The 19,460-nt window shown below is 69.4% G+C and carries 20 protein-coding genes; 12 read left to right on the top strand and 8 right to left on the bottom strand.

Features of this window, described 5'->3' with window-relative positions:
* Nucleotides 1–2: 2 nt before the first annotated feature.
* From CUT39_RS17200 to CUT39_RS17150, 11 genes are all read left to right on the top strand, one after another.
* Complete coding sequence (locus CUT39_RS17200; RefSeq protein WP_100448687.1) at nucleotides 3–242, top strand: acyl carrier protein; 240 nt, start codon at nucleotides 3–5, stop codon at nucleotides 240–242.
* 61 nt (nucleotides 243–303) lie between these two features.
* The gene (locus tag CUT39_RS17195; RefSeq protein WP_198587239.1) at nucleotides 304–1,632 is read left to right on the top strand and encodes an aspartate aminotransferase family protein; all 1,329 of its coding nucleotides are present in this window, start codon (nucleotides 304–306) and stop codon (nucleotides 1,630–1,632) included.
* Nucleotides 1,633–1,657: 25 nt separating this feature from the next.
* Nucleotides 1,658–2,647 carry a hypothetical protein gene (locus tag CUT39_RS17190; RefSeq protein WP_157930780.1) on the top strand — a complete coding sequence of 330 codons (990 nt, stop codon included), beginning with the start codon at nucleotides 1,658–1,660 and terminating at the stop codon, nucleotides 2,645–2,647.
* The gene (locus CUT39_RS17185; RefSeq protein ID WP_198587238.1) at nucleotides 2,644–3,393 is read left to right on the top strand and encodes a thioesterase II family protein; all 750 of its coding nucleotides are present in this window, start codon (nucleotides 2,644–2,646) and stop codon (nucleotides 3,391–3,393) included. Before CUT39_RS17190 ends, CUT39_RS17185 begins: the two co-directional genes overlap by 4 nt.
* 25 nt (nucleotides 3,394–3,418) lie before the next feature.
* On the top strand, nucleotides 3,419–4,774 hold the full coding sequence (locus CUT39_RS17180) for an MFS transporter (protein WP_100448944.1): 1,356 nt from the start codon (nucleotides 3,419–3,421) through the stop codon (nucleotides 4,772–4,774).
* A gap of 5 nt (nucleotides 4,775–4,779) precedes the next feature.
* Nucleotides 4,780–5,268: a DUF6790 family protein gene (locus tag CUT39_RS17175; RefSeq protein ID WP_100448685.1), complete on the top strand. Its 489-nt coding sequence runs from the start codon at nucleotides 4,780–4,782 to the stop codon at nucleotides 5,266–5,268.
* Nucleotides 5,265–7,667 (top strand): ABC transporter permease, encoded by a 2,403-nt coding sequence (locus CUT39_RS17170; protein ID WP_100448684.1) that lies wholly within the window; start codon nucleotides 5,265–5,267, stop codon nucleotides 7,665–7,667. The genes CUT39_RS17175 and CUT39_RS17170 overlap by 4 nt, the downstream gene beginning before the upstream one ends.
* Before the next feature lie 11 nt (nucleotides 7,668–7,678).
* Nucleotides 7,679–8,449, top strand: a complete 771-nt coding sequence (locus CUT39_RS17165) for an ABC transporter ATP-binding protein (RefSeq protein ID WP_100448683.1) — start codon at nucleotides 7,679–7,681, stop codon at nucleotides 8,447–8,449.
* Nucleotides 8,450–8,467: 18 nt separating this feature from the next.
* Nucleotides 8,468–8,704, top strand: a complete 237-nt coding sequence (locus CUT39_RS17160; protein ID WP_100448682.1) for an acyl carrier protein — start codon at nucleotides 8,468–8,470, stop codon at nucleotides 8,702–8,704.
* Between the two features lie 145 nt (nucleotides 8,705–8,849).
* The gene (locus CUT39_RS17155) at nucleotides 8,850–10,073 is read left to right on the top strand and encodes a beta-ketoacyl-[acyl-carrier-protein] synthase family protein (protein WP_100448681.1); all 1,224 of its coding nucleotides are present in this window, start codon (nucleotides 8,850–8,852) and stop codon (nucleotides 10,071–10,073) included.
* Nucleotides 10,070–10,759, top strand: a complete 690-nt coding sequence (locus CUT39_RS17150) for a 4'-phosphopantetheinyl transferase family protein (protein WP_100448680.1) — start codon at nucleotides 10,070–10,072, stop codon at nucleotides 10,757–10,759. Before CUT39_RS17155 ends, CUT39_RS17150 begins: the two co-directional genes overlap by 4 nt.
* A gap of 19 nt (nucleotides 10,760–10,778) precedes the next feature.
* Here the strand turns inward: CUT39_RS17150 and CUT39_RS17145 are convergent, their stop codons facing one another.
* On the bottom strand, nucleotides 10,779–11,525 hold the full coding sequence (locus CUT39_RS17145; protein WP_100448679.1) for a hypothetical protein: 747 nt from the start codon (nucleotides 11,523–11,525) through the stop codon (nucleotides 10,779–10,781).
* Between the two features lie 325 nt (nucleotides 11,526–11,850).
* On the opposite strand from CUT39_RS17145, the gene CUT39_RS17140 reads away from it, so the two are divergent.
* Entirely contained in the window at nucleotides 11,851–12,057 is a 207-nt protein-coding gene (locus tag CUT39_RS17140; RefSeq protein ID WP_100448678.1) for a hypothetical protein, read from the top strand.
* A gap of 45 nt (nucleotides 12,058–12,102) precedes the next feature.
* Here the strand turns inward: CUT39_RS17140 and CUT39_RS17135 are convergent, their stop codons facing one another.
* From CUT39_RS17135 to mqnE, 7 genes are all read right to left on the bottom strand, one after another.
* Nucleotides 12,103–13,023 carry an alpha/beta fold hydrolase gene (locus CUT39_RS17135; RefSeq protein ID WP_198587237.1) on the bottom strand — a complete coding sequence of 307 codons (921 nt, stop codon included), beginning with the start codon at nucleotides 13,021–13,023 and terminating at the stop codon, nucleotides 12,103–12,105.
* Between the two features lie 17 nt (nucleotides 13,024–13,040).
* Nucleotides 13,041–14,261, bottom strand: a complete 1,221-nt coding sequence (nhaA, locus tag CUT39_RS17130) for a Na+/H+ antiporter NhaA (protein ID WP_232805806.1) — start codon at nucleotides 14,259–14,261, stop codon at nucleotides 13,041–13,043.
* A gap of 233 nt (nucleotides 14,262–14,494) precedes the next feature.
* Nucleotides 14,495–16,456 (bottom strand): acetate--CoA ligase, encoded by a 1,962-nt coding sequence (gene acs, locus CUT39_RS17125; RefSeq protein ID WP_100448676.1) that lies wholly within the window; start codon nucleotides 16,454–16,456, stop codon nucleotides 14,495–14,497.
* A gap of 537 nt (nucleotides 16,457–16,993) precedes the next feature.
* On the bottom strand, nucleotides 16,994–17,410 hold the full coding sequence (locus CUT39_RS21900) for a hypothetical protein (protein ID WP_198587236.1): 417 nt from the start codon (nucleotides 17,408–17,410) through the stop codon (nucleotides 16,994–16,996).
* 163 nt (nucleotides 17,411–17,573) lie between these two features.
* Nucleotides 17,574–17,741, bottom strand: a complete 168-nt coding sequence (locus CUT39_RS21895; RefSeq protein WP_408611166.1) for a DUF4229 domain-containing protein — start codon at nucleotides 17,739–17,741, stop codon at nucleotides 17,574–17,576.
* 71 nt (nucleotides 17,742–17,812) lie between these two features.
* Nucleotides 17,813–18,220, bottom strand: a complete 408-nt coding sequence (locus CUT39_RS20895) for a hypothetical protein (RefSeq protein ID WP_198587233.1) — start codon at nucleotides 18,218–18,220, stop codon at nucleotides 17,813–17,815.
* A complete protein-coding gene (mqnE, locus tag CUT39_RS17110) occupies nucleotides 18,220–19,395 on the bottom strand; it encodes an aminofutalosine synthase MqnE (protein WP_100448675.1) in 1,176 nt (391 codons plus the stop codon). Before mqnE ends, CUT39_RS20895 begins: the two co-directional genes overlap by 1 nt.
* Nucleotides 19,396–19,460 lie beyond the last annotated feature (65 nt).

Raw genomic sequence — 19,460 nt, 5'->3', positions numbered from 1 at the left:
CCGTGGACAAGGACCACATCACCGCCGTGCTCACCAAGGAGATCGCCGAGGAGCTCTCGATCGCCCCGGGGGAGATCGACGACCGGGCCAGCTTCATGCGGCTCGGGGTGTCCTCGGTCCAGGCGCTGAAGATCATCAACCGCCTGCGCAAGGAGCTCGACATCGACATCAACCCGGTCGCGCTCTTCGAATTCAAGACCGTCGACGACATCAGCACCTACCTCGCCGAGGAGCACGAATGATCCGCCCGGCCGCCCGGCCCCGCCGACCGCACCCCGACCACCCGCGTTGAGGAGGAGCACCGTGACCCCACCCCAGCAGTCCGCGAACCTCCGCTACCACGAGCGACTCAAACAGGTCCTCCCCGGTGGCGTCCACTACAACTTCAACATGCCGTGGGAGGAGGTCCCCCTCCACTTCGTGGACGGCCGACGCAGCCGCCTGTTCGACATGGACGGCAACGAGTACCTCGACCTGTACGCCCGCTTCGGGGCCATGATCCTCGGGCACGGACACGAGGAGTACCTCGAGGCGCTCCAGAGCGCCATGCGGGTCCTCTGCGTCAGCCACTGCGACTTCGACGCCGACCCGCTCGAACTGATGCGGACCCACATCCCCTCGGCCGAGATGATCCGGTTCGGACTGTCCGGCACCGAGATCCTGCAGGCGGCGCTGCGACTGGCGCGGGCCTACACCGGACGGAACCGCTTCCTCCGGTTCGAGAACCACTACCACGGCAACGCCGACAACATCATGGGCGGCCGGGTCGCCGACCCGGCGAACCCGGTCCCGGTCGACTTCAAGGGCGACTACAAGGGAACCGACGGCCGCGCCGACAACGTGATGGCCGACCAGTCGTACATGCTGCCCTGGAACGACACCGAGCGCCTGGAGGCCTTCTTCCGCGAACACGCCGAGGAGCTGGCCTGCGCGGTCACCGAACCGGTGTGCGTCAACGGAGGCTCGATCGACCCCGCCCCCGGCTTCCTGGAGAAGCTGCGGTCGCTGTGCACCGAGCACGGTGTGGTGCTGATCTTCGACGAGATGATCACCGGCGTGCGCATGGGCGTCGGCGGCGCCCAGCGCCAACTGGGGGTCACACCGGACCTGACCACCTTCGGCAAGGCGATCGGCGGCGGCGGAGTACCGGTCTCGGCGCTGGCCGGCAAGCGCGAGATCATGAGGCTGCTCGAAGGCAAGAAGGTCATCCACGCCGGGACCTACAACGGCTACCCCCTCGGCAGCGCCGCGGTGAAGGCGACCTTCGAGATCCTGTCCCGCAACGACGAGGCCGTGCTGCACCGCATGCACGACCGGGCCTCGGAGCTGCAATCGATCCTGGTGGCGGCGGCCGAGGCCGTCGGCCTGCCCCTCATCGTCCAGGGGCCCCCGGGAGTGGCCTCCTTCCACTGCTGCCCGCAGCCGCTGGAGCACCCCGGCCAGTACGACTTCGAGCTCATGGGCAAGGACATCATGGTCGCCACCGCGCTGCAGCGGCACGGCGTGCTCGTGTCGAGCGTGTCCCGCATCTACCCCAACGCCCAGTTGTCGGACGACGATCTGGAGTTCTTCCAAGTCCGCGCCGAGAAAGCGCTCGGCGAAGCCAAGCAGTCCATCGATGAGATCTTCTGACCCCCGGAAAGAGATGACCGAACCCGTGTCTGAATCCTCCCCCTCGACCAGGCGGGCGGCCAAGCCGTACGCCAAGTACCTCGTCCTGTACCTGATCCTGACCATCGGCTCGGTCTGGGCGCTGACCCTGTTCTACCTGCTGGCCTACGACTTCGCCGTGGACACCCTCGGCGAGCTGGGCCTGAGGAACCCCGTCGTGGTCGTCATCCTCCACAGTCCGGCGATCGCGGCGCTGCTGGTCCTCTTCCTCTACGACCGGTGGCGCGGCCTGGCGAACTTCGGCCGCTCCCTGGTCCCGCGCAAGAAGGACCTGCTGTGGATTCCGGCCCTGCTCGCGCTCATGTTCGGGTACATCTTCGCCATCCGGTACCTGTGCATCCTGTTCGGCATCGACGTGCCGCCCGAACCGCAGAGCCCGGTCCAGATGGTGCTGACCTTCCTGGAACTGTTCTACATGGAAGTCGGGATGGTGGCGATCGCGATCGGGTGGTTCGGCTTCTTCCTGCCGTTCATGCACCGCCTCACCGGCAAGCACGTCTCCTCCGGCGTCCTGACCGGCCTGGGCATCGCCGTCTTCGTGGCGCCCGGAAACGTCTTCGCCTCCTTCGAGCTGGCCATCGCCTGGCCGCTGTACGCCGCGCAGCTCTGCGTCCTGTGCATCGGCATGAGCTTCCTGCTGAGCAGGATGAAGGGCAACGTGCTGTTCTTCCTGCTGCCGTTCTGGGCCTCCGCCTCCGGCAGCGCCATGCAGCTCTACTACTTCGCGATCCCCACGCAGTTCGTGCAGTTGACGCTCTTCGCGGTCCTGGTCGCGGCCCTGTACCTGGTGCTCAAGCGCCAGGCCGGCGGCGGCGAGCTGGACCCGCCGTTCGCCTTCCCCGGCTACCTGGAACGCGAGTACACCGTCCGCATGGGCGCCGTGTTCCCCGGATCCGGGGACAGGAGCCGGGAGGGCCGCTCCGAGACCCGGAGCGAGGCGGAACCGGTCGGGGCCGGCCGGGAGGCGACGAGTTGAGCGCCTCCGACCTCCTCTGGAACCTCCGCCCCTCCGAGACCGGCCGCCAGATCGTGATGTTCCCGTTCCTGGGCGGCTTCGGAGCGTCCTTCAACCACCTGGTCAAGCGGTTGAGCGGGGACTGGGACGTGTGGACGGTGAACCCTCCCGGGCACGGGCCGTCCACCCGGCCGCCGCTGCGCCGGCTCGGCCCGCTCGTCGACTGCTACCTGGAAGGCCTCCGCGACGTCCTCAAACCCGGCGCGGTGTTCTTCGGGCACAGCATGGGCGGCGTCGTGGCCTACCACGTGCTGCTGGCGATGGGCGCGCGGCCGGACTTCGAATCGCGGCGGCCGCCGGACCTGGTGCTGTCCGCCTCGAACGCGCCGCGGCACCTCCCGGTCGTCGGGTACGCGACGCTGCCCGAACCGGACCTGCTGGGGCGCCTGTCGGCGTTCGGGGCGATCTCGGAGGAGATGGTGAGCGACCGGTCCCTGGTGGACCTGTTCCTGCCGGCCTTCCGCGCCGACTACCACGTCCTGGAGGAGGCCCGGCGCCTGCCGCCGACCAGGCTCGACGTCCGCACCCGCCTGATCCTGGGCGGCCGCGACCCCCACACCGCCGACGGCGCCCCCGAAGCGTGGCAGGACTACATCGGGCCGCCGATCCGGACCCACGTCCTGGAGCGGGAGGAGCACATGTTCGTGCTCAGCGCTATCGAGCCGGTGGACCGCATCATCAACGACCTGAACGAGGTCCCCGCGTGAGGACGAGCATGTGGCGGGCCGCCGGATGAGCCAGGTGATCTCGTCGGAGCGTCCCCCGGAAGGGGCGCGGACCGAGGCGGAGGTGGCGCGCAACTTCCGGGGCTTCATGGTCATCTGGGCGGCGCAACTGGTCGCGCGCCTCGGCAACGGGCTGACCGCGTTCGGCCTGGCCGTGCACGTCTACCAGTTGACCGGGCGCAGCACCGCGGTCGCGATGGTCACCATGGCCGCGTTCCTGCCGGCGGTGCTGCTGGCACCGCTGGGAGGGGTCCTGGCCGACCGGTTCGACCGCCGGCTGCTGATGATCCTGGGCGACGCGTTCTCGGCGGTCGGCCTCGTGGCGCTGCTGCTGGCGATCCACAGCGGCTTCGGAGGCGTGTTCGTCGTCTACGGGTGCGTCGCGGTCAGTTCGGTGTTCACCTCCGTCATGGACCCCGCCTACCGGGCCACCGTCACCGACCTCCTCACGCCCGAGCAGTACGCGCGGGCCGGCGGACTGGTGCAGTTCGCCACCGCCTCCCAGTACCTGGTGTCGCCCGCCATCGCGGGCGTACTCATGGCCTGGTCGGGGATCGCGCTCATCCTGGCGATCGACATCGGCACGCTGGCGGTGACCACGCTGTGCATGGCGATGGTGTGGCGCACGCTCAACACCGAGAAGACGGCCTCCGAACGCGGATTCTGGGCCGACTTCCGCTTCGGCGTGGCGTTCCTGCGGCGGAACCGGGGCATCACCATGCTGATGCTGCTGGTGACCCTCGTGACCTTCTGCATGGGGTTCCTCCAGACGCTCCTGACCCCCTTGCTGCTCGACCTGTCGAACGAGGCGGTCTCGGGGGTGGTCCGCTCGGTCGCGGCGGTCGGCATGGTCGTGTCGAGCCTGGCCATCGGCATATTCAACATGGGCAATCGGCATCTCACCTACATCGCGGCCGGCCTGACCGTCGGCGGCGTCGTGGTGCTCCTGATGGGCGCCACGGTGAACGTGCTGGTCATCGGGGTGCTCGCCTTCGTCTTCTTCATGACGCTTCCGCCGCTGAACACGAGCGTCGAGGTGCTGGCCCGGCATTCGATTCCCAATGAGACCCAGGGCAAGGTCTGGGGCCTGATGGGGCTGATCTCGCAATTGGGCTACATCATCGCCTACGCCGTCTCCGGCGTCCTGGCCGACGCCGTCTTCAACCCGCTGCTCACACCGGACGGTGCGCTGGCCGGGAGCCTCGGGCTGCTGATCGACGTCGGCCCCTCGCGCGGGATCGGGCTGATGCTGATGATCGTCGGCGTGATGCTCATCGGAACCGCCGTGGCGATACCGCGGGTCAAGAGCGTCAAACGCATTGGGGACAACTTGCTACAGCAAACCGTGGAAACAAAGAGGTAAATACGATGTGGATTGTCGTAATCATCGGCATAGGGCTGCTGACCGCGGTCGTGCAGCTCGCCGTGCAAGGATTCTCGGCCGATTACGCGCAGGTGATGAAGACCTTCCTGCTGCACCAGTTCGCGGTGAGCCACGGGATCATCGCGGTCGGCGGGTTCATCATCAACGTCCTCCAACCGGAGAAGACCGCCGAGAAACTGGGCTGGCCGAGCGGACCCTTCCAGGTCAAGTACGGGTTCTCCCAACTGGGCCTGGGCGTGATGGGCGTCCTGGCGATCTGGTTCCAGGGCAACTTCTGGGTCGGGGTGCTGGTGACGCTGTACATCTACGGCATCAGCGGACTGTGGACCCACACCCAGGAGGTGCTGCGGAAGCGGAGGGCCGGCGGTAAGACCGACTGGGTCGAGGTCGGCAACATCGTTCTCGACGTGGTCTACCACGTCGTCCTGACGTGGATGTCCACGCAGATACCGGGAGTTTGGAGCTTCGAGTGAACAAGAGGGAGTCCCTGTATCTCCGATACGCCTCCAACGATCTGATCAAGAACAAGGGCGTCAACACCGCGCTCATCGTGATCCTGGTCCTCAGCGCCTTCCTGATGGCCACCGGGGCCATGGTGATGGAGCGCCTGATCGGATCGGTCGACCAGCTCTTCGACGAGGCCCAGCCGCCGCACTTCCTCCAGATGCACAAGGGCGACTACGACCCGGACGCGCTGGAGCGGTTCGCCGCCGAGCACCCGGAGATCGACGCATGGCTGGTCGAGGAGATGCTCGGCTTCGACGGTGCCGCCATCGCCTGGGACCGTCCGGAGACCGACGAGTCGGGCGATCTGGCCGACAGCCTGATCGACAACCTGTTCGTCACGCAGAACCGGGAGTTCGACTTCCTGATCGACGAGTCCGGGGCGATCCCCGAACCCTCCCGGGGGGAGGTCTACGTCCCGGTCGCCTACAAGCAGCAGTTCGAGTTGCGGGCCGGCGACGAACTCCAGGTCAAGACCGACTCGGGGACCCTCGACCTGCGCGTCGAAGGGTTCGTGCGCGACTCGCAGATGGCCTCGTCGCTGTCGTCGGCCACGCGGTTCCTGATCTCCGAGGACGACTTCGAGGAACTGGAGCGGTCCGGAGGCGGCGCCCCCGAGATCATCGTCGAGTACCTGCTGACCGACGCGGCCCTGATACCCGACTTCCAGCGGGCGTACGAGTCCGACGAGTCGCTGCCGAAGAACGGCCAGGCGGTCACCTACCAGATGATCCGCATCATCAACGCCTTCAGCGACGGCCTGGTGGCGGTGGCCCTGGTGTTCCTGAGCCTCCTCCTGATCGCCATCGCCCTGCTCAACGCGCGCTTCGTGATCCGCGGGAAGCTCGAGGACGAGGTCCGCGAGATCGGCGCCATGAAGGCCATCGGCCTTCCCGACAAGTCGATCGCCCGCCTGTACCTGGCGAAGTACAGCGTGATGACCCTCCTGGCCTGCATCGTCGGCGGGCTCCTCGCCGTGGTGGCGACGAACCTGCTGACCCGCGGCGTCCAGGTGAACTACGCCGAGGCGCCGGTGGGCGCCGCGACCGTCCTGGTGCCCGTGATCGGGCTGGCGCTGGTCTACCTGTTCGTCATCGCCATCTGCCGCCGCGTCCTCGGCCGGGTCAGGAAGATCCAGGTCGTCAACGCCATGGTCCACGGCAGCACCCTCAGCGACCGGCAGACCGCGCGCCGCGCCAAGCGGCAGGCCCGGCGCGTCCGGCGCTCCGGCCTCGCCTCGTTCCGCGGCCGCAGCGTCAACGGCCGCCTGGCGCTGCTGGACATCAGGGCCGACGCCAGGCAGTGGATCCTGATCCCCGTCGTCTTCTTCCTCGTGGCCGTCCTCATCACCCTCCCGATGAACCTGCTCAGCACCTTCGAGAGCCCCCGGTTCGTCACCTACATGGGCGCACCCGAGAGCGACATCCGCGCCGACCTGCAGTTCTCGGAGCACGTCGACCGGCTCCGCACCGAAGTGCTCTCGGACATGCGGGAAGACGACCGCCTGACCGACGTGCGGGCCTTCTCCAACCTGCTCTACGAGATCGAAGGGGAGGAAGGGCTGGAGACCCTGCGCGTCGAGGTCGGCGACTACTCCGGCGACACGGTCGAGTACCTGCGGGGCGAGCCGCCCGAATCCGGGCAGATCGCCCTGTCGGTCCTGAACGCCGACAAGTACGGGGTCTCGACCGGCGAGGAGATCACCGTCAGTCTCGGGGGCGAGGCGACCCCGGTGGTGGTCAGCGGCGTCTACCAGGACGTGACCAGCGGCGGGCACACCGCCAAGATGCAAGGGGAGGTGGCGACCGACGCGGCCGGCTACGTGATCTACGCCGACACCGTCGACGGCACCGACGCCGCCGCCGTCGCCGACGACTACGGCGAGCGCTTCCCGGCCGCCGCCGTGATCCCCATGCGGGAGTACGTCCAGCAGACACTGTCCTACGTGACCGGCGCCTTCCTCAGCGCCGCCGTCCTGTCCCTCATCTTCGGAATCGGCGTCGCGGTGCTCATCACCAGCCTGTTCCTCAAACTGCGCCTGACGAGCGAACGGAGGAAGATGGGCACGATGTCGGCCATCGGCTTCTCGACCGGCGAGATCATCACCCAGGTGAGGCTCAAGACCCTCGTCGCGGTGGCCGTCGGGACGCTGGCCGGCGTCGTGTTCGCGGCGACGGCCGGAGAATCCCTGGTCGGAGCCTTCATCTCACTGGCGGGACTCGGCATCGCGGACCTCTCGTTCATCCCGAACCCGCTGCTCGTCTATGCGGCCTACCCGCTGATCCTGATCGCGGCCGGATACCTCGGCGCGGTCACCCTCACCGCGGGTCTTCGCGGCGCCGACAAGAGCTCGTGGCTCAGAGGTTGATTGGAGCACTCATGACACAAGCAGACCACGTCACCCTGGAATCCCGGGACCTGACCAAAACGTACTACTCCACCGACCCTCCGACCCAGGTCCTCAACGGAATCGACCTGTCGGTCAGGGAGGGCGAGTTCCTGGTCGTGATGGGAGCGTCCGGATCCGGGAAGTCGACGCTGCTCTACAGCGTCAGCGGCATGGACCGCCCGACCGGCGGGAGCGTGCTCCTGGAAGGACGGGACCTGACCTCCCTGAGCGACAAGGAGGCGAGCCGCGTCCGGCTGACGACGATGGGCTTCGTCTTCCAGCAGGCGTTCTTCCTGAACAACCTGAACATCCGGGACAACATCCTCCTGCCCGCCCTCAAGGCGGCCCCGAAGGAGAAGGACGCCGCAATCGCCCGCGTCGACGCGCTCCTGGAGCGGTTCGGCATCGCGCACGTCAAGCAGCACGGCATCACCCAGGTCTCCGGCGGCCAGTTGCAGCGGGCCTCGATCTGCCGGGCCCTGGCCTGCGAACCGTCCGTCCTGTTCGCCGACGAACCCACCGGCGCGCTGAACAGCAGCATGTCGGCCGAGGTGATGGACGCGCTCACGGACGTGCACCGGGCGGGGACCACGGTGGTCATGGTGACCCACGACCCGGCGTGCGCCGCCCGCGGCGACCGGGTGATCTACCTCCGCGACGGCCTGCTGGTCGATACCCGCGAGCTGGGGACGTGGAGCGAGGACGAGGCGGGCCGACGCGAGGACGACCTGTTCGCGTGGCTGAGGAAAAAGGGTTTCTAGAAGGGATCGAAACGGATCATGACCGAATCAGAGTTCAAGAACGCGCTGGCGGAGTTCACCACCAAGACCGCCGGCGAGCTGGCGATGACCGACGACCTGGAGGAGATCGGCGTGGATTCGATCGGGGTCTTCGAGTTCATGATGAAGATCGAGGACACAGTCGGCAAGCAGGGCGTGGAGGTCACCGACTCCCTCGTCAGCGTCCAGGACCTCTACGACCGCGTGCAGGAGGCCGCCGAACGGCAGCACGCCTGACCGCCTCCGGCGCCGATCGGCGTGACCGGCGGCGACGGGCCACGGCCGGCGCCCGGACGGCACCGGCCGTGGCGCCGCCGTCGCCTCCGGGCGGTACCAGTGGCGGTCCACCGCAAACCCCCCAGTCGCAACCCGATGGAGAAGCATGGAAAAGGCTGTAATCACCGGAATGGGCGTGGTCAGCCCAATCGGCAACGACCTCGCCGAGCTCGAATCGAACCTCTTCGCCGGCCGCCACGGCATCGTGCCGATCGACCACTTCGACACCTCCGACGTGGCCGTGCGCGTCCACGCCCCCGTCACCGACCTCGACCCCGCGGCGCATTTCACCGGCCCCCAACTGCGGCGCCTGGACGGCTACAGCCGGTTCGGCCTGATAGCGGCCAGGCAGGCCGTCCGGGATTCGGGCCTGCTCGATTCGATCGACCCGTACCGGCTCGGCGTGTTCATGAGCAACTCGGGACTCGGCGGCGTCGGGACCGTCCTGGGGGAGTCCGAGACCATGCGGGAGCAGGGGCCGCGGCGCGTCTCGCCCGCCCTCATCCCCAAATGGACCGCCAACATCCTGGCCGGCCTCGTCGCGATCGAGGCCGGCGCACGAGGACCGGCGGTCTCCCACACCGCCGCGTGCGCGGCGAGCTCGGTCAGCGTCGGCGAAGGGCTGCGCGCGATCCGCCACGGGTACGCCGACGCCGTGATCTGCGGCGGCGGGGAGGCGAGCTCCCACAAGCTGGTGATGGCCGGGTTCCAGAACCTCCGCGCGCTGACCGCGTCGGAGGATCCCGACCGCGCGAGCATCCCGTTCGACCGCGAGCGCGCCGGATTCGTGATCGGCGAGGGCGGGGCCGCCCTCGTGCTCGAGAGCGAGTCGCGCGCACGATCGCGCGGCGCCACGATCTACGCGGAGGTCTCGGGCTACGGCACCACCAGCGACGCCTCGCACATCACCGCCCCGGCCGAGGACGGCGAGCCCATCGACCGCGCCATCGCCGACGCGCTCGCGGAGGCCGGGGAGAAGGACGAGACCGTCTACGTGAACGCGCACGGCACCGGCACCGTCAAGAACGACCAGGTCGAGGCCGCGTCCATCGGGCGCATGTTCGGCGACCGGGCGCTGGTGTCGTCGACGAAGTCCATGACCGGTCACATGCTGGGGGCGGCCGGGGCCGCCGAGGCCATCGCCGCGGTGCTCTCGATCCGGCGCGGGGCCGCGCCCCCGACCGCGGGGACGGCGGAGATCGACGAGGACATGAAGATCGACGTCGTGCGCGGCCGGGCCCGGACCGCGGAGCTCTCCCGCGCGGTCTCCCTGTCGCTGGGGTTCGGCGGCCACAACGTGTGCCTCGTGGTCGACCGCGCTGAGGGATGATCGACGTCGCCATCGCCCGCTCCGACCCGCTGGACGAGGCGACGTTCCAGCGGCTCCGCGCGGAGGTGCCGGCCGAGCGGCGGCGTAAGACCGACCGCTACCACCGGCGGCAGGACCGGTACGCCCGCGTGGTCTCGTTCGCGCTGCTGCAGTACCTCTGGCGGGAGCGGTCGGCCGACCCGATGCCCGAGGTCGTCAGCGGGGAGTTCGGGAAGCCCCGGTTCCGGGGGCTTCCCGAAGCGCATTTCAACTGGTCGCACGATGCCTCGGTCTGCGTGTGCGCCTTCGCCTCCGTGCCGATCGGCATCGACCTCCAGTCGCGCGTGCCGTTCGATGGGGGCCTCTTCGAGTGCATCGCCGCCCCGGGCGAGGAACGCGTGAGGGACCGGCTCCTGAGGGCCGACGACCTCAGTTCGCTGTGGACGCGGAAGGAGGCCCTCGTGAAACGCACCGGCCGGGGCCTGTCGACCCCGCTGCAGGCCGTCGACACGCTCGCGGCACCGGATCTGCTCACCCTCTCCTGCGACGAGATGGATTTCCGGATCAGTGTGAGCGCCGAAGGGCTGAGCGAGCGGGAGCTCCGTTCCCGGCTGCGAACCCGCTGGGTGCGTCCGAATCCGGCACCGGGCGGGTGGTCGGAGGAACCGCACCGCGGGTCCCTGCGCCGATTGCCGTTCCTCGCCTGAGACTCCGGCGGGCGCCCGCTCAGTCGTGTTCCTCGCCGGGGGCGTGCGTGTGGTCCTCCTCCTCGGTGCCGGCCGGTTCGGTCGTCGCCTCGCCTTCGGTTTCGTCGTCGGTCTCGCCGTGGTCGTGCTCGTCCTCCCCGCCTTCGCCGTGGTGGCCGCCGTCTTCGGCCGGGCCGTGGTCGTGCCCCTCTCCGCCGTGGCTCAGCGCGCCGTCGATGCCCGGGATCAGTGCCACCGCCATCGCCGCCCCGGCGAGGAAGACCACGGTCCGGTAGCCGCCGGCCTTGAGCACCCCGTGCCGCTCGCGCGGCAGCAGCGCCCAGAACGCCCCGGCGATCACCACGGCTCCGAGCCCCGCGGCCAGGACGTCGGCGAGGCCGATCGCCTCGGGCGCACCGGCGTGCGGGCCCATCGGCAGTCCTTCCCAGCGGCTGTAGGCCCACAGCCCCAACAGGCCGCCGTTGGCGAGTATGCCGACCGCGGCCAGGAACCGGCCCGCCAGCGGCAGTGCCACCACCGCCCACACCAGTTGGAACAGCGCCACGCCTGCGAAGAACACCCCCGAGATCGGCCATTCGTCCCAGTGGGCGGGGGCGGCCGCGCCGTGGATGATGCCGGCGGCGGCGCTGGCCAGGGACGCCAGGAGCAGCGCCAGTCGCGCGTCGGTCGGCCGCCCGTTCCGCGGCGGGGGTTCGTCGATCTGCGACCGCTCGGGGGCGCGGTCGGCGGCGTGCGGTGACCGGCTGTAAGTGTCGGTGGGATGCACGATGCTCCTTCGGATCTGTCCGACCTCGGGTCCGCGCGAAGGCGTGCCGGTATCACCTTCCCGCTCGGGGTTTCCGGACATGCTAGGGCAGCACCGGTGAGCCCCTGCGAGTGAGCCTCATCAAGTGCCGCCTCTGTGAGCAGCGCCATCGCCGGAACGAGGTTTTTACCGGGCGTTGTCGGCGAAGTCTTCGGGCGTAACGCGTCGGTGACTCCGGCCCGGCAGTATCGGTTCCGAGGCCGGGGCGGCGTTCCGCCGGAACCCGGACTCGACGCCGCACCGGCGCGGCACGCATTCGGCATCACCGCCCGGAAGGAACACCACTATGGAAACGTACGCGATCCTGGGACTCCACCTGGTCAACGACGAGGCGCGCTCGGCCCTGCCGGACGCTCCGGTGGTCGAGGACCGCCCGTCGGCGTTCGCCCGGCTGGCGTCCGGAGTCGCCGCGGCGCGCCGCGGCCTGTTCGCGCGCCACCTGCGCAACCCGGCCGCCGTGCCGTCGCCGGGGGAGGTCCGGCGGGCCGCCTGAGGAAACCCGGTCGGCCGGGGAGTCGCGCGACTCCCCGGCCCGCCGTCACCCGGCCCAGCGGATGATCTCCTTGGTGACCGTCTCGGGGATCTCCTGCTGCGGGAAGTGCCCGACGCCGTCGAGCAGTTTCCACTCGTAGCGGCCGTGGATGTACCGGCCCGAGCCCTGGGCGGTGCGCGGCAGCACGCACGTGTCGAGCGCCCCGTGCAATTGCAGGGTCGGCACCGGCGTCGGCTGCTGCAGCAGCCGGACGAATCGCCGGCCGCTCAGTCCGAGCGCGGTGCGGAACGGCCACCGGAACGCCTCCAGGGCGCAGAACGCCGCCTGCGGGATCTGGATGACGTCGCGGCAGGCCCGCACGTACGCCTGGAAGTCCCGGGTGCTCCGCCATCTCGGCCCGGACCACCAGTACATGAGGTCGGCGACCTTGCGCGCGTCCCAGGCGGTCAGCCGGTGCTCGTAGCGCGGCATCTGGAACGCGAACAGGTGCTTGGAGGCCGACAACTGGCCCTTCGGGTCGACCGCGAGCGCGGCCCGCTGCCGCAGCGGGTGCGCGGCCCCGAGCACCACCAGCGACCGGAACTGCCGCGGGTGGAAGGCGGACGCCGCGAACCCGAGGATGCCGCCGAGGTCGTGGCCGACCACGGTCGCCTCGCGCTCGCCGAGGGCGCGGACGAGTCCGACGACGTCGGCGGCCATGGTGTAGGCGTCGTAGCCGCGCGGCGGCTTGTCCGAGGCGCCGTAGCCGCGCAGGTCGGCCGCGACCACGCGGTAGCCCGCGTCGACCAGGGCGGGGATCTGGTGGCGCCAGGACCACCAGAACTCGGGGAAGCCGTGCAGCATGAGCATCAGGGGGCCGTCCCCGGCCTCGGCGATGTGGAATCGCGAGCCGTTGGCGTCGATGTGCCGGTGCTGCCAGGGCCCGGCCTTGAGCGCGGTGCTGTCGGCGAAAGTCCTGCGGTTCACGCTCAAAGCGTACGAGGTCAGGCGGGCGAGTGGTGACGCCGGACGGCGCGGGAGCGGGCGTTGAGCACCGCCGCGCCGATGAGCGCCGACACCGCCGAGCCGGCCAGGACGCCGGTCTTGACCAGTTCCCGTTGGGCCGCATCGGCGAACGCCAGTTCGGCGATGAGCAGGCTGACGGTGAACCCGCAGCCGCACAGCACCGCGACGCCGGCGATGTCGGGCCATTTCAGGTCGGGCGCGAGCCGGCCCCAGCCGAACCTGTGGGCCACGTACGCCCCGAGGGTGACGCCGACGGTCTTGCCCAGGAACAGGCCGGCGACGACCGCGAGCGCGACCCGGTCGGTGGCGAACTCGCCGAGGGCCTCGCCGTTGAGGGCGACGCCGGCGGAGAAGAACGCGAACACCGGGACGCAGAATCCGGCGCTGAACGGCTGGAGGGCGTGCTCGGTGGCGAGTGCGGGGGCCTCGTGTTCGCCGGGGTCGGGCTTGATGCGGGTGGCCAGCCCGAGGGCGACGCCGGCGATGGTGGCGTGGACGTTGGCCTCGTAGAGCGCCACCCAGGCGGCGAGGCCGAGGGGGATGTAGATCCAGAGGGTCTTGATCCTCCTGGCCTGCAGGAAGACCCAGAGGCCGATGACGGCCGCGAAGATGAGCAGGGGGATGAACGCCGGCTCGGAGTACAGGACCGCGATCATGGCGATGGCGCCGATGTCGTCGGCGATGGCGAGGGTGAGCAGGAAGATCCGGAGGCTCGAGGGGAGGTGGCGGGCGCACAGCGCGAGGACGGCGACGGCGAAGGCGATGTCGGTGGCGACCGGCACCGGCCAGACGTCGGCGGCGCCGGGCTCGCCCCAGGCGACGGCGACGGCGACGAACGCGGGCACCAGGACGCCGCCGGCGGCGGCGATGACCGGGAGCATGGCCTTCTTGATGTCGCGCAGTTCGCCGACGACCAGTTCGCGCTTGAGTTCGAGGCCGACCACGAGGAAGAAGAACGCCAGCAGGAAGTCGGCGGCCCAGTGCTGGACGTTGAGCGTGAAGACGTCCGGGATGCCGATGTAGGTGTGGCGGACGTCCTCGTAGAGCTCGGACAGGGGGGAGTTGGCGATGATCAGGGCGAGGGCGGCCCCGATCAGGAGCAGGACGCCGCCGGTGGTCTCGATGCGGAGGAAGCGGGCGACCTCGTTGCCGGCCTTGCGCACCTTCCGCACCACGTGGCGCCGGGGCATGCGGGGCATCGGCTGCATGGGGCGCCGATCGGGTTTACGCCTCGTCTCTGGCGGTTCAGGGGTCTCGGACATGAGGCTCCTTTCGACGGGCGCATCTATTGGGGTAGTGACGGAACCCTATCGAAAAGTGAGGCTTTGCCGCTACTGAGTGACGGGACGGCTACCAGCCGTCCCGTCCTCGTCATACTGGTTTCTATGGGGAACTCGAACCTCGGATCTCAGGTGGCGGAGATCACGCGGTCTCAGTCGTCCTGACCGAGCGACAGACCCTGCTTGATCCGGTCCATCACCGAGTTGTCTTGCAGGGTGCTGACGTCGCCGAGCTCGCGGTCCTCGGCGATGTCGCGCAGCAGGCGCCGCATGATCTTGCCCGAGCGGGTCTTCGGCAGCTCGGAGACGACCATCACCTGCCGCGGCTTGGCGATCGGGCCGAGCGTGTTCGCCACGTGCTGGCGCAGCTCCTTGAGGTGCTCGGGGCTCGACTCGACGTCGCCGCGCAGGATCGTGAACGCCACGATCCCCTGGCCGGTGACCGGGTCCGAGGCGCCCACCACCGCCGCCTCGGCGACGGTGTCGTGGCTGACCAGTGCCGACTCGACCTCGGTGGTCGAAATGTTGTGGCCCGAGACCAGCATGACGTCGTCGACCCGTCCCAGCAGCCAGATGTCGCCGTCGTCGTCGCGCTTGGCTCCGTCCCCGGCGAAGTACATCCCCTCGAAGCGGGACCAGTAGGTGTCGATGAACCGCTGGTCGTCGCCCCAGATGGTGCGCAGCATCGACGGCCACGGCTCGCGGATGGTGAGGAACCCGCCGTCCCCGGGAGGCACCGACCGGCCCTCGTCGTCGACCACGTCGACCGAGATCCCCGGCAGCGGACGCTGGGCCGAGCCGGGCTTGGTCTCGGTCACGCCCGGCAGCGGCGAGACCATGATCGCCCCGGTCTCGGTCTGCCACCAGGTGTCGACGATCGGGCAGCGGTCGCCGCCGATGTGCTGGCGGTACCACATCCACGCCTCGGGGTTGATCGGCTCGCCGACGCTGCCGAGCACCCGCAGGGTCGACAGGTCGTAGCGGGCCGGTACGTCCTCGCCCCACTTCATGAACGTGCGGATCGCCGTCGGGGCGGCGTAGAGGGCCGTCACCCCGTACTTCTGGACGATCTCCCACAGCCGGCCGGTGTGCGGCGTGTCGGGGGTGCCCTCGTACATCACCTGCGTCGCCCCGTTCGCCATGGGGCCGTAAACGATGTAGGAGTGGCCGGTGACCCAGCCGATGTCGGCGGTGCACCAGTACACGTCGGACTCGGGCTTGAGGTCGAAGACCGCGCTGTGGGTGTAGGACGCCTGCGTCAGGTAGCCGCCCGAGGTGTGCAGGATGCCCTTGGGCTTGCCGGTGGTGCCCGAGGTGTAGAGGATGAACAGCGGGTGCTCGGCGTCGAACGGCTGGGCCTCGTGCTCGCCCGAGGCGCTGCCGACGTGCTCGTGCCACCACAGGTCGCGGTCGTCGTACCAGTCGACCTCCTGGCCGGTGCGGCGCACCACCAGCGACTTCTCCACCGTCGGGCAGCGGTCCACCGCCTCGTCGACGGTCGACTTCAGCGGAAGCGGCTTGCCCTTGCGGAACCCGCCGTCGGCGCAGATGACGAGCTTGGCGCCGGCGTCGTCGATGCGGGTGGCGAGCGCGTCGACGCTGAACCCGCCGAACACCACCGAGTGCGGCGCCCCCACGCGGGCGCACGCCAGCATCGCGACGGCCGCCTCGGGGATCATCGGCATGTAGATCACGACCCGGTCACCCGGTGCCACGCCGAGCTCCAGGAGCGTGTTGGCGGCGCGCTTGACCTCGTCGAGCAGCTCGGCGTAGGTCACCGCCCTCGAATCGCCCGGCTCGCCCTCGAAGTGGATCGCGACCCGGTCACCGTGCCCGGCTTCGACGTGGCGGTCGAGGCAGTTGGCGGCGACGTTGAGCTCGCCGCCGACGAACCACTTCGCGAACGGCGGGTTGGACCAGTCCAGCGTCCGGTCCCACTCCCGCGACCAGTCGAGGCGGCGGGCCTGCCGCTCCCAGAACGCCAGCCTGTCGGCCGCCGCCTCGTCGTAGGCGGCCTCCGTGACGTTCGCCGATCGGGTGAATTCCGGGGGAGGGGGGAAAGTGCGCTTCTCCGAAAGGAGGTTGGCGAGTGTCTCGTGCGGGGTATCAGTCACGGGTATTCGCTCCTTACAGCGGCGTTACTGTGAGGCGGGTCTACTTTCGGATACCCTACTCCGAAACGCCGCCTTTACAAGCCGTGACCTGCCGATCATCGCCCAACGGCAGGCGAAGGCGCGCCGAACGGTCGACGAGCGGACCGGCGCCCGTCCTGCACCGTTTCCCCCGCCCGGCCCGGCGCCGGCGCGGCCCCCGCATAATTCGGCCGAAAGGCCAGCGCATCCCGCAGGCGGCACCGACGATGGCATTTGCCACGAGCCGGGAGTTAGCGCCCGTTCTCCAACATCGGTAGCATCTGTGACTGCCCTCTAGCTCATCTGGTGCGGCGTTTCGGCCGCGCCTCCGACAGGTAAGGTTCCGCCCGTGGATCCTCTCGCGCCTCTCCTCGAACTCTCCGAGGTAGCCGACTCCCTGGAGAACGCCAGGACGAACGTCGACCGCATGCTCTGGCACGAGGCACTCCGCGGCGACAATCCCGGGGTCCTCGCCGAGGTCGCCCTGCACGACGCCTCGGCGACGCTGGCGCTGGAGGGCTACGACTGCGACGTCGAACGGCTGCGCGCCGGCGGCTTCACCGACCCGATCGTCTCCGGCACGATGCGCGTGTCCGAAGCCCTGCCCCGCCTGGTCGACTTCTGGTCGGTCTCGCCGCGCTTCGTCCTCGCCAAGCTCCACCTGCTCGCCTCGCGGGACTTCCCCGACTCCGGCCAGGACTTCGAGCCCGGCCGCATCGAGGTCGACAAGGCCGGCGCCGCGCGCATCGACGCCATGTGCGCGCTGGTCTCCAACCCCACCAAGGAGATCCCCGCCGCCCTCAGCGCCGCGGTCGTCCACGGCGAACTGGTCGCCGTCCAGCCGTTCCCGGTGGCCAACAACGTCGTCGCCCGCGGCGCGGCCCGGATCGCGCTGGCCAGCAAGGAGCTCGACCCGGATCTGCTGATCACGGTCAACGCCGGGCACCTGGACCGGCACCCGGAGTACGTCGGCGCCCAGCGGGCCTGGTCGACCGGCACGCCCGACGGCGTCCGCTCCTGGCTCAAGCACTACGGCAAGGCGCTGGAGGCCGGCGCGGCCGAGACGCTCCAGATCTGCACCGAGCTGATGCGCAGCCGCTTAGGAGTCGCCGCGCAGCTCGGCGCGCAGCCGCTTCTTCTCCTCCCGGCGCTCCTTGAAGCGCCGGTCGATGTGGTCGATCATCTCCTCGCGCATGCCCTTGAGCAGCAGGAACGACGCCAGCATCGAGGCCAGCAGCCCGACCGCGAGCGCGAGCAGGAGGTTCATGAACAGGCTCAGGGGTGCGGCGACGGCGGCGAACAGCGCCAGCCGCGCCAGGAAGTACTTTGCGACCGGGTTCAATGCCGCTCCTCTCCGTAGATGCTGATTCCGGTATGCCACAGCGTGGCGTACACCAGCGCGGCCACCAGGCCGCCGATCCCGCCGGCGACCATCGGCAGCCAGGTCGGCGGCGCCAGCGCCGCCGCGGCGGTCCCGGCCCCGAGCCCGAGGACCACGCCGGTCAGCGACACCGCCCAGCGCGAGGGGCCCTCGTAGCGCCGGAACTGGTCGGTGAAGACGAACACGGTCGGCAGCGCGGCCATCCAGCCGGAGATCCGGCCGAATCCCTGGCCGGTGGCCGAGCTGAACAGGAAGTCGATCACCACCAGGGCGATCGCGCCCATGACCACGTAGGCCAGGACGGTCCCGATCAGCTCCCGCAGCGTGTCGATCCGCGGCTTGTCCCGGGCCTGGTCCGGTGGCACTAGAACTGCACCGACTGCGGTCGGGCGCGCCGCTCGGCGAGCGACTCGGGCGGGTCGTATTCGCGCATGATCTCGTAGTGGGTGTTGCGCTCGACCGGCTGGAATCCGGCGTCCCGGATGAGTTCGAGCAGGTCCTCGCGGCTCATCTTGTCGGGGGTGCCGTAGTTGTCGGCGTCGTGGGTGATCTTGTACTCCACGACAGACCCGTCCAGGTCGTCGGCGCCGAACGACTGCGCCAACTGGGCGACGTCGAGTCCGTGCATCACCCAGAAGCACTTGACGTGGTCGAAGTTGTCCAGCAGCAGCCGGGAGACGGCGAAGACCCGAAGCGATTCGGCGGGGCTGGCCATGGTCGTCCGCGGCTGGAGCCGGTTGCGGATCTTGCCGTCCTGGGAGTCGTGGAAGTCGTGCTGGTAGCGCAGCGGGATGAACACGCTGAAGCCGCCGGTCTCGTCCTGGAGCTCGCGCAGCCGCAGCACGTGGTCGACGCGGTGCTTCGGGTCCTCTATGTGTCCGTACAGCATGGTCGCGGGGGTCCGCAGGCCCTTGTTGTGGGCGGCGCGGTGGATGCCCGACCACTCCTCCCAGTGGCAGTCGTGGTCGACGATGTGCTGCCGGATCTCCCAGTCGAAGATCTCGGCGCCGCCGCCGGTGAGCGAGGCGAGGCCGGACTCGATGAGCTCGTCGAGGATCCGGTCGAGGCCGAGTCCGGAGATCTTTTCGAACCATTGGATCTCGGTGGCGGTGAAGGCCTTGAGGTTGACCTGGGGCAGGGTCTCCTTGAGCGCGGAGAGCACCCGCGGGTAGTAGCGCCACGGCAGGGTCGGGTGGAGGCCGTTGACGATGTGGAGCTCGGTGGGGGCGTCGTCCTTCATCTGCTCGGCGAGGGCGACGGCCTGCTCGACGCGCATGGTGTAGGCGTCGGCCTCACCGGGCTTGCGCTGGAACGAGCAGTAGGAGCAGGAGGCGGAGCAGACGTTGGTGAGATTGAGGTGCCGGTTGACGTTGAACATCGTCCGGTCCCCGTTCTTGTCGATGCGTACCTGGTGGGCGAGCCGCCCGAGCCAGGCCAGGTCGTCGATCTCGTAGAGCCCGACGCCGTCCTCGAACGTCAGCCGCTCGCCGGCGGCGAGCTTCGCTTCGATCTCGGCTTTGAACGCCGCTGAGTCGCTCATACCTCATCCCCTTCCGGTTTCCGCCAGCGTAACCCCGCCGCCACGCGGTGGCTCCGGGGCACGAG

The organism is Glycomyces xiaoerkulensis, from assembly GCF_002798405.1.
Taxonomy (GTDB): domain Bacteria; phylum Actinomycetota; class Actinomycetes; order Mycobacteriales; family Micromonosporaceae; genus Glycomyces; species Glycomyces xiaoerkulensis.
Note: the sequence above shows the minus strand (reverse complement) of the source record. Positions and strands in the feature narration are given on the sequence as shown.

Coding starts and splice junctions, on each gene's coding strand:
- CUT39_RS17180 (WP_100448944.1), top strand. CDS start 3,419: ATGAGCCAGGTGATCTCGTCGGAGCGTCCCCCGGAAGGGGCGCGGACC.
- CUT39_RS17175 (WP_100448685.1), top strand. CDS start 4,780: ATGTGGATTGTCGTAATCATCGGCATAGGGCTGCTGACCGCGGTCGTG.
- CUT39_RS17165 (WP_100448683.1), top strand. CDS start 7,679: ATGACACAAGCAGACCACGTCACCCTGGAATCCCGGGACCTGACCAAA.
- CUT39_RS17160 (WP_100448682.1), top strand. CDS start 8,468: ATGACCGAATCAGAGTTCAAGAACGCGCTGGCGGAGTTCACCACCAAG.
- CUT39_RS17155 (WP_100448681.1), top strand. CDS start 8,850: ATGGAAAAGGCTGTAATCACCGGAATGGGCGTGGTCAGCCCAATCGGC.
- CUT39_RS17150 (WP_100448680.1), top strand. CDS start 10,070: ATGATCGACGTCGCCATCGCCCGCTCCGACCCGCTGGACGAGGCGACG.
- CUT39_RS17140 (WP_100448678.1), top strand. CDS start 11,851: ATGGAAACGTACGCGATCCTGGGACTCCACCTGGTCAACGACGAGGCG.
- nhaA (WP_232805806.1), bottom strand. CDS start 14,261: ATGCCCCGCATGCCCCGGCGCCACGTGGTGCGGAAGGTGCGCAAGGCC.
- CUT39_RS21895 (WP_408611166.1), bottom strand. CDS start 17,741: ATGAACCTCCTGCTCGCGCTCGCGGTCGGGCTGCTGGCCTCGATGCTG.
- mqnE (WP_100448675.1), bottom strand. CDS start 19,395: ATGAGCGACTCAGCGGCGTTCAAAGCCGAGATCGAAGCGAAGCTCGCC.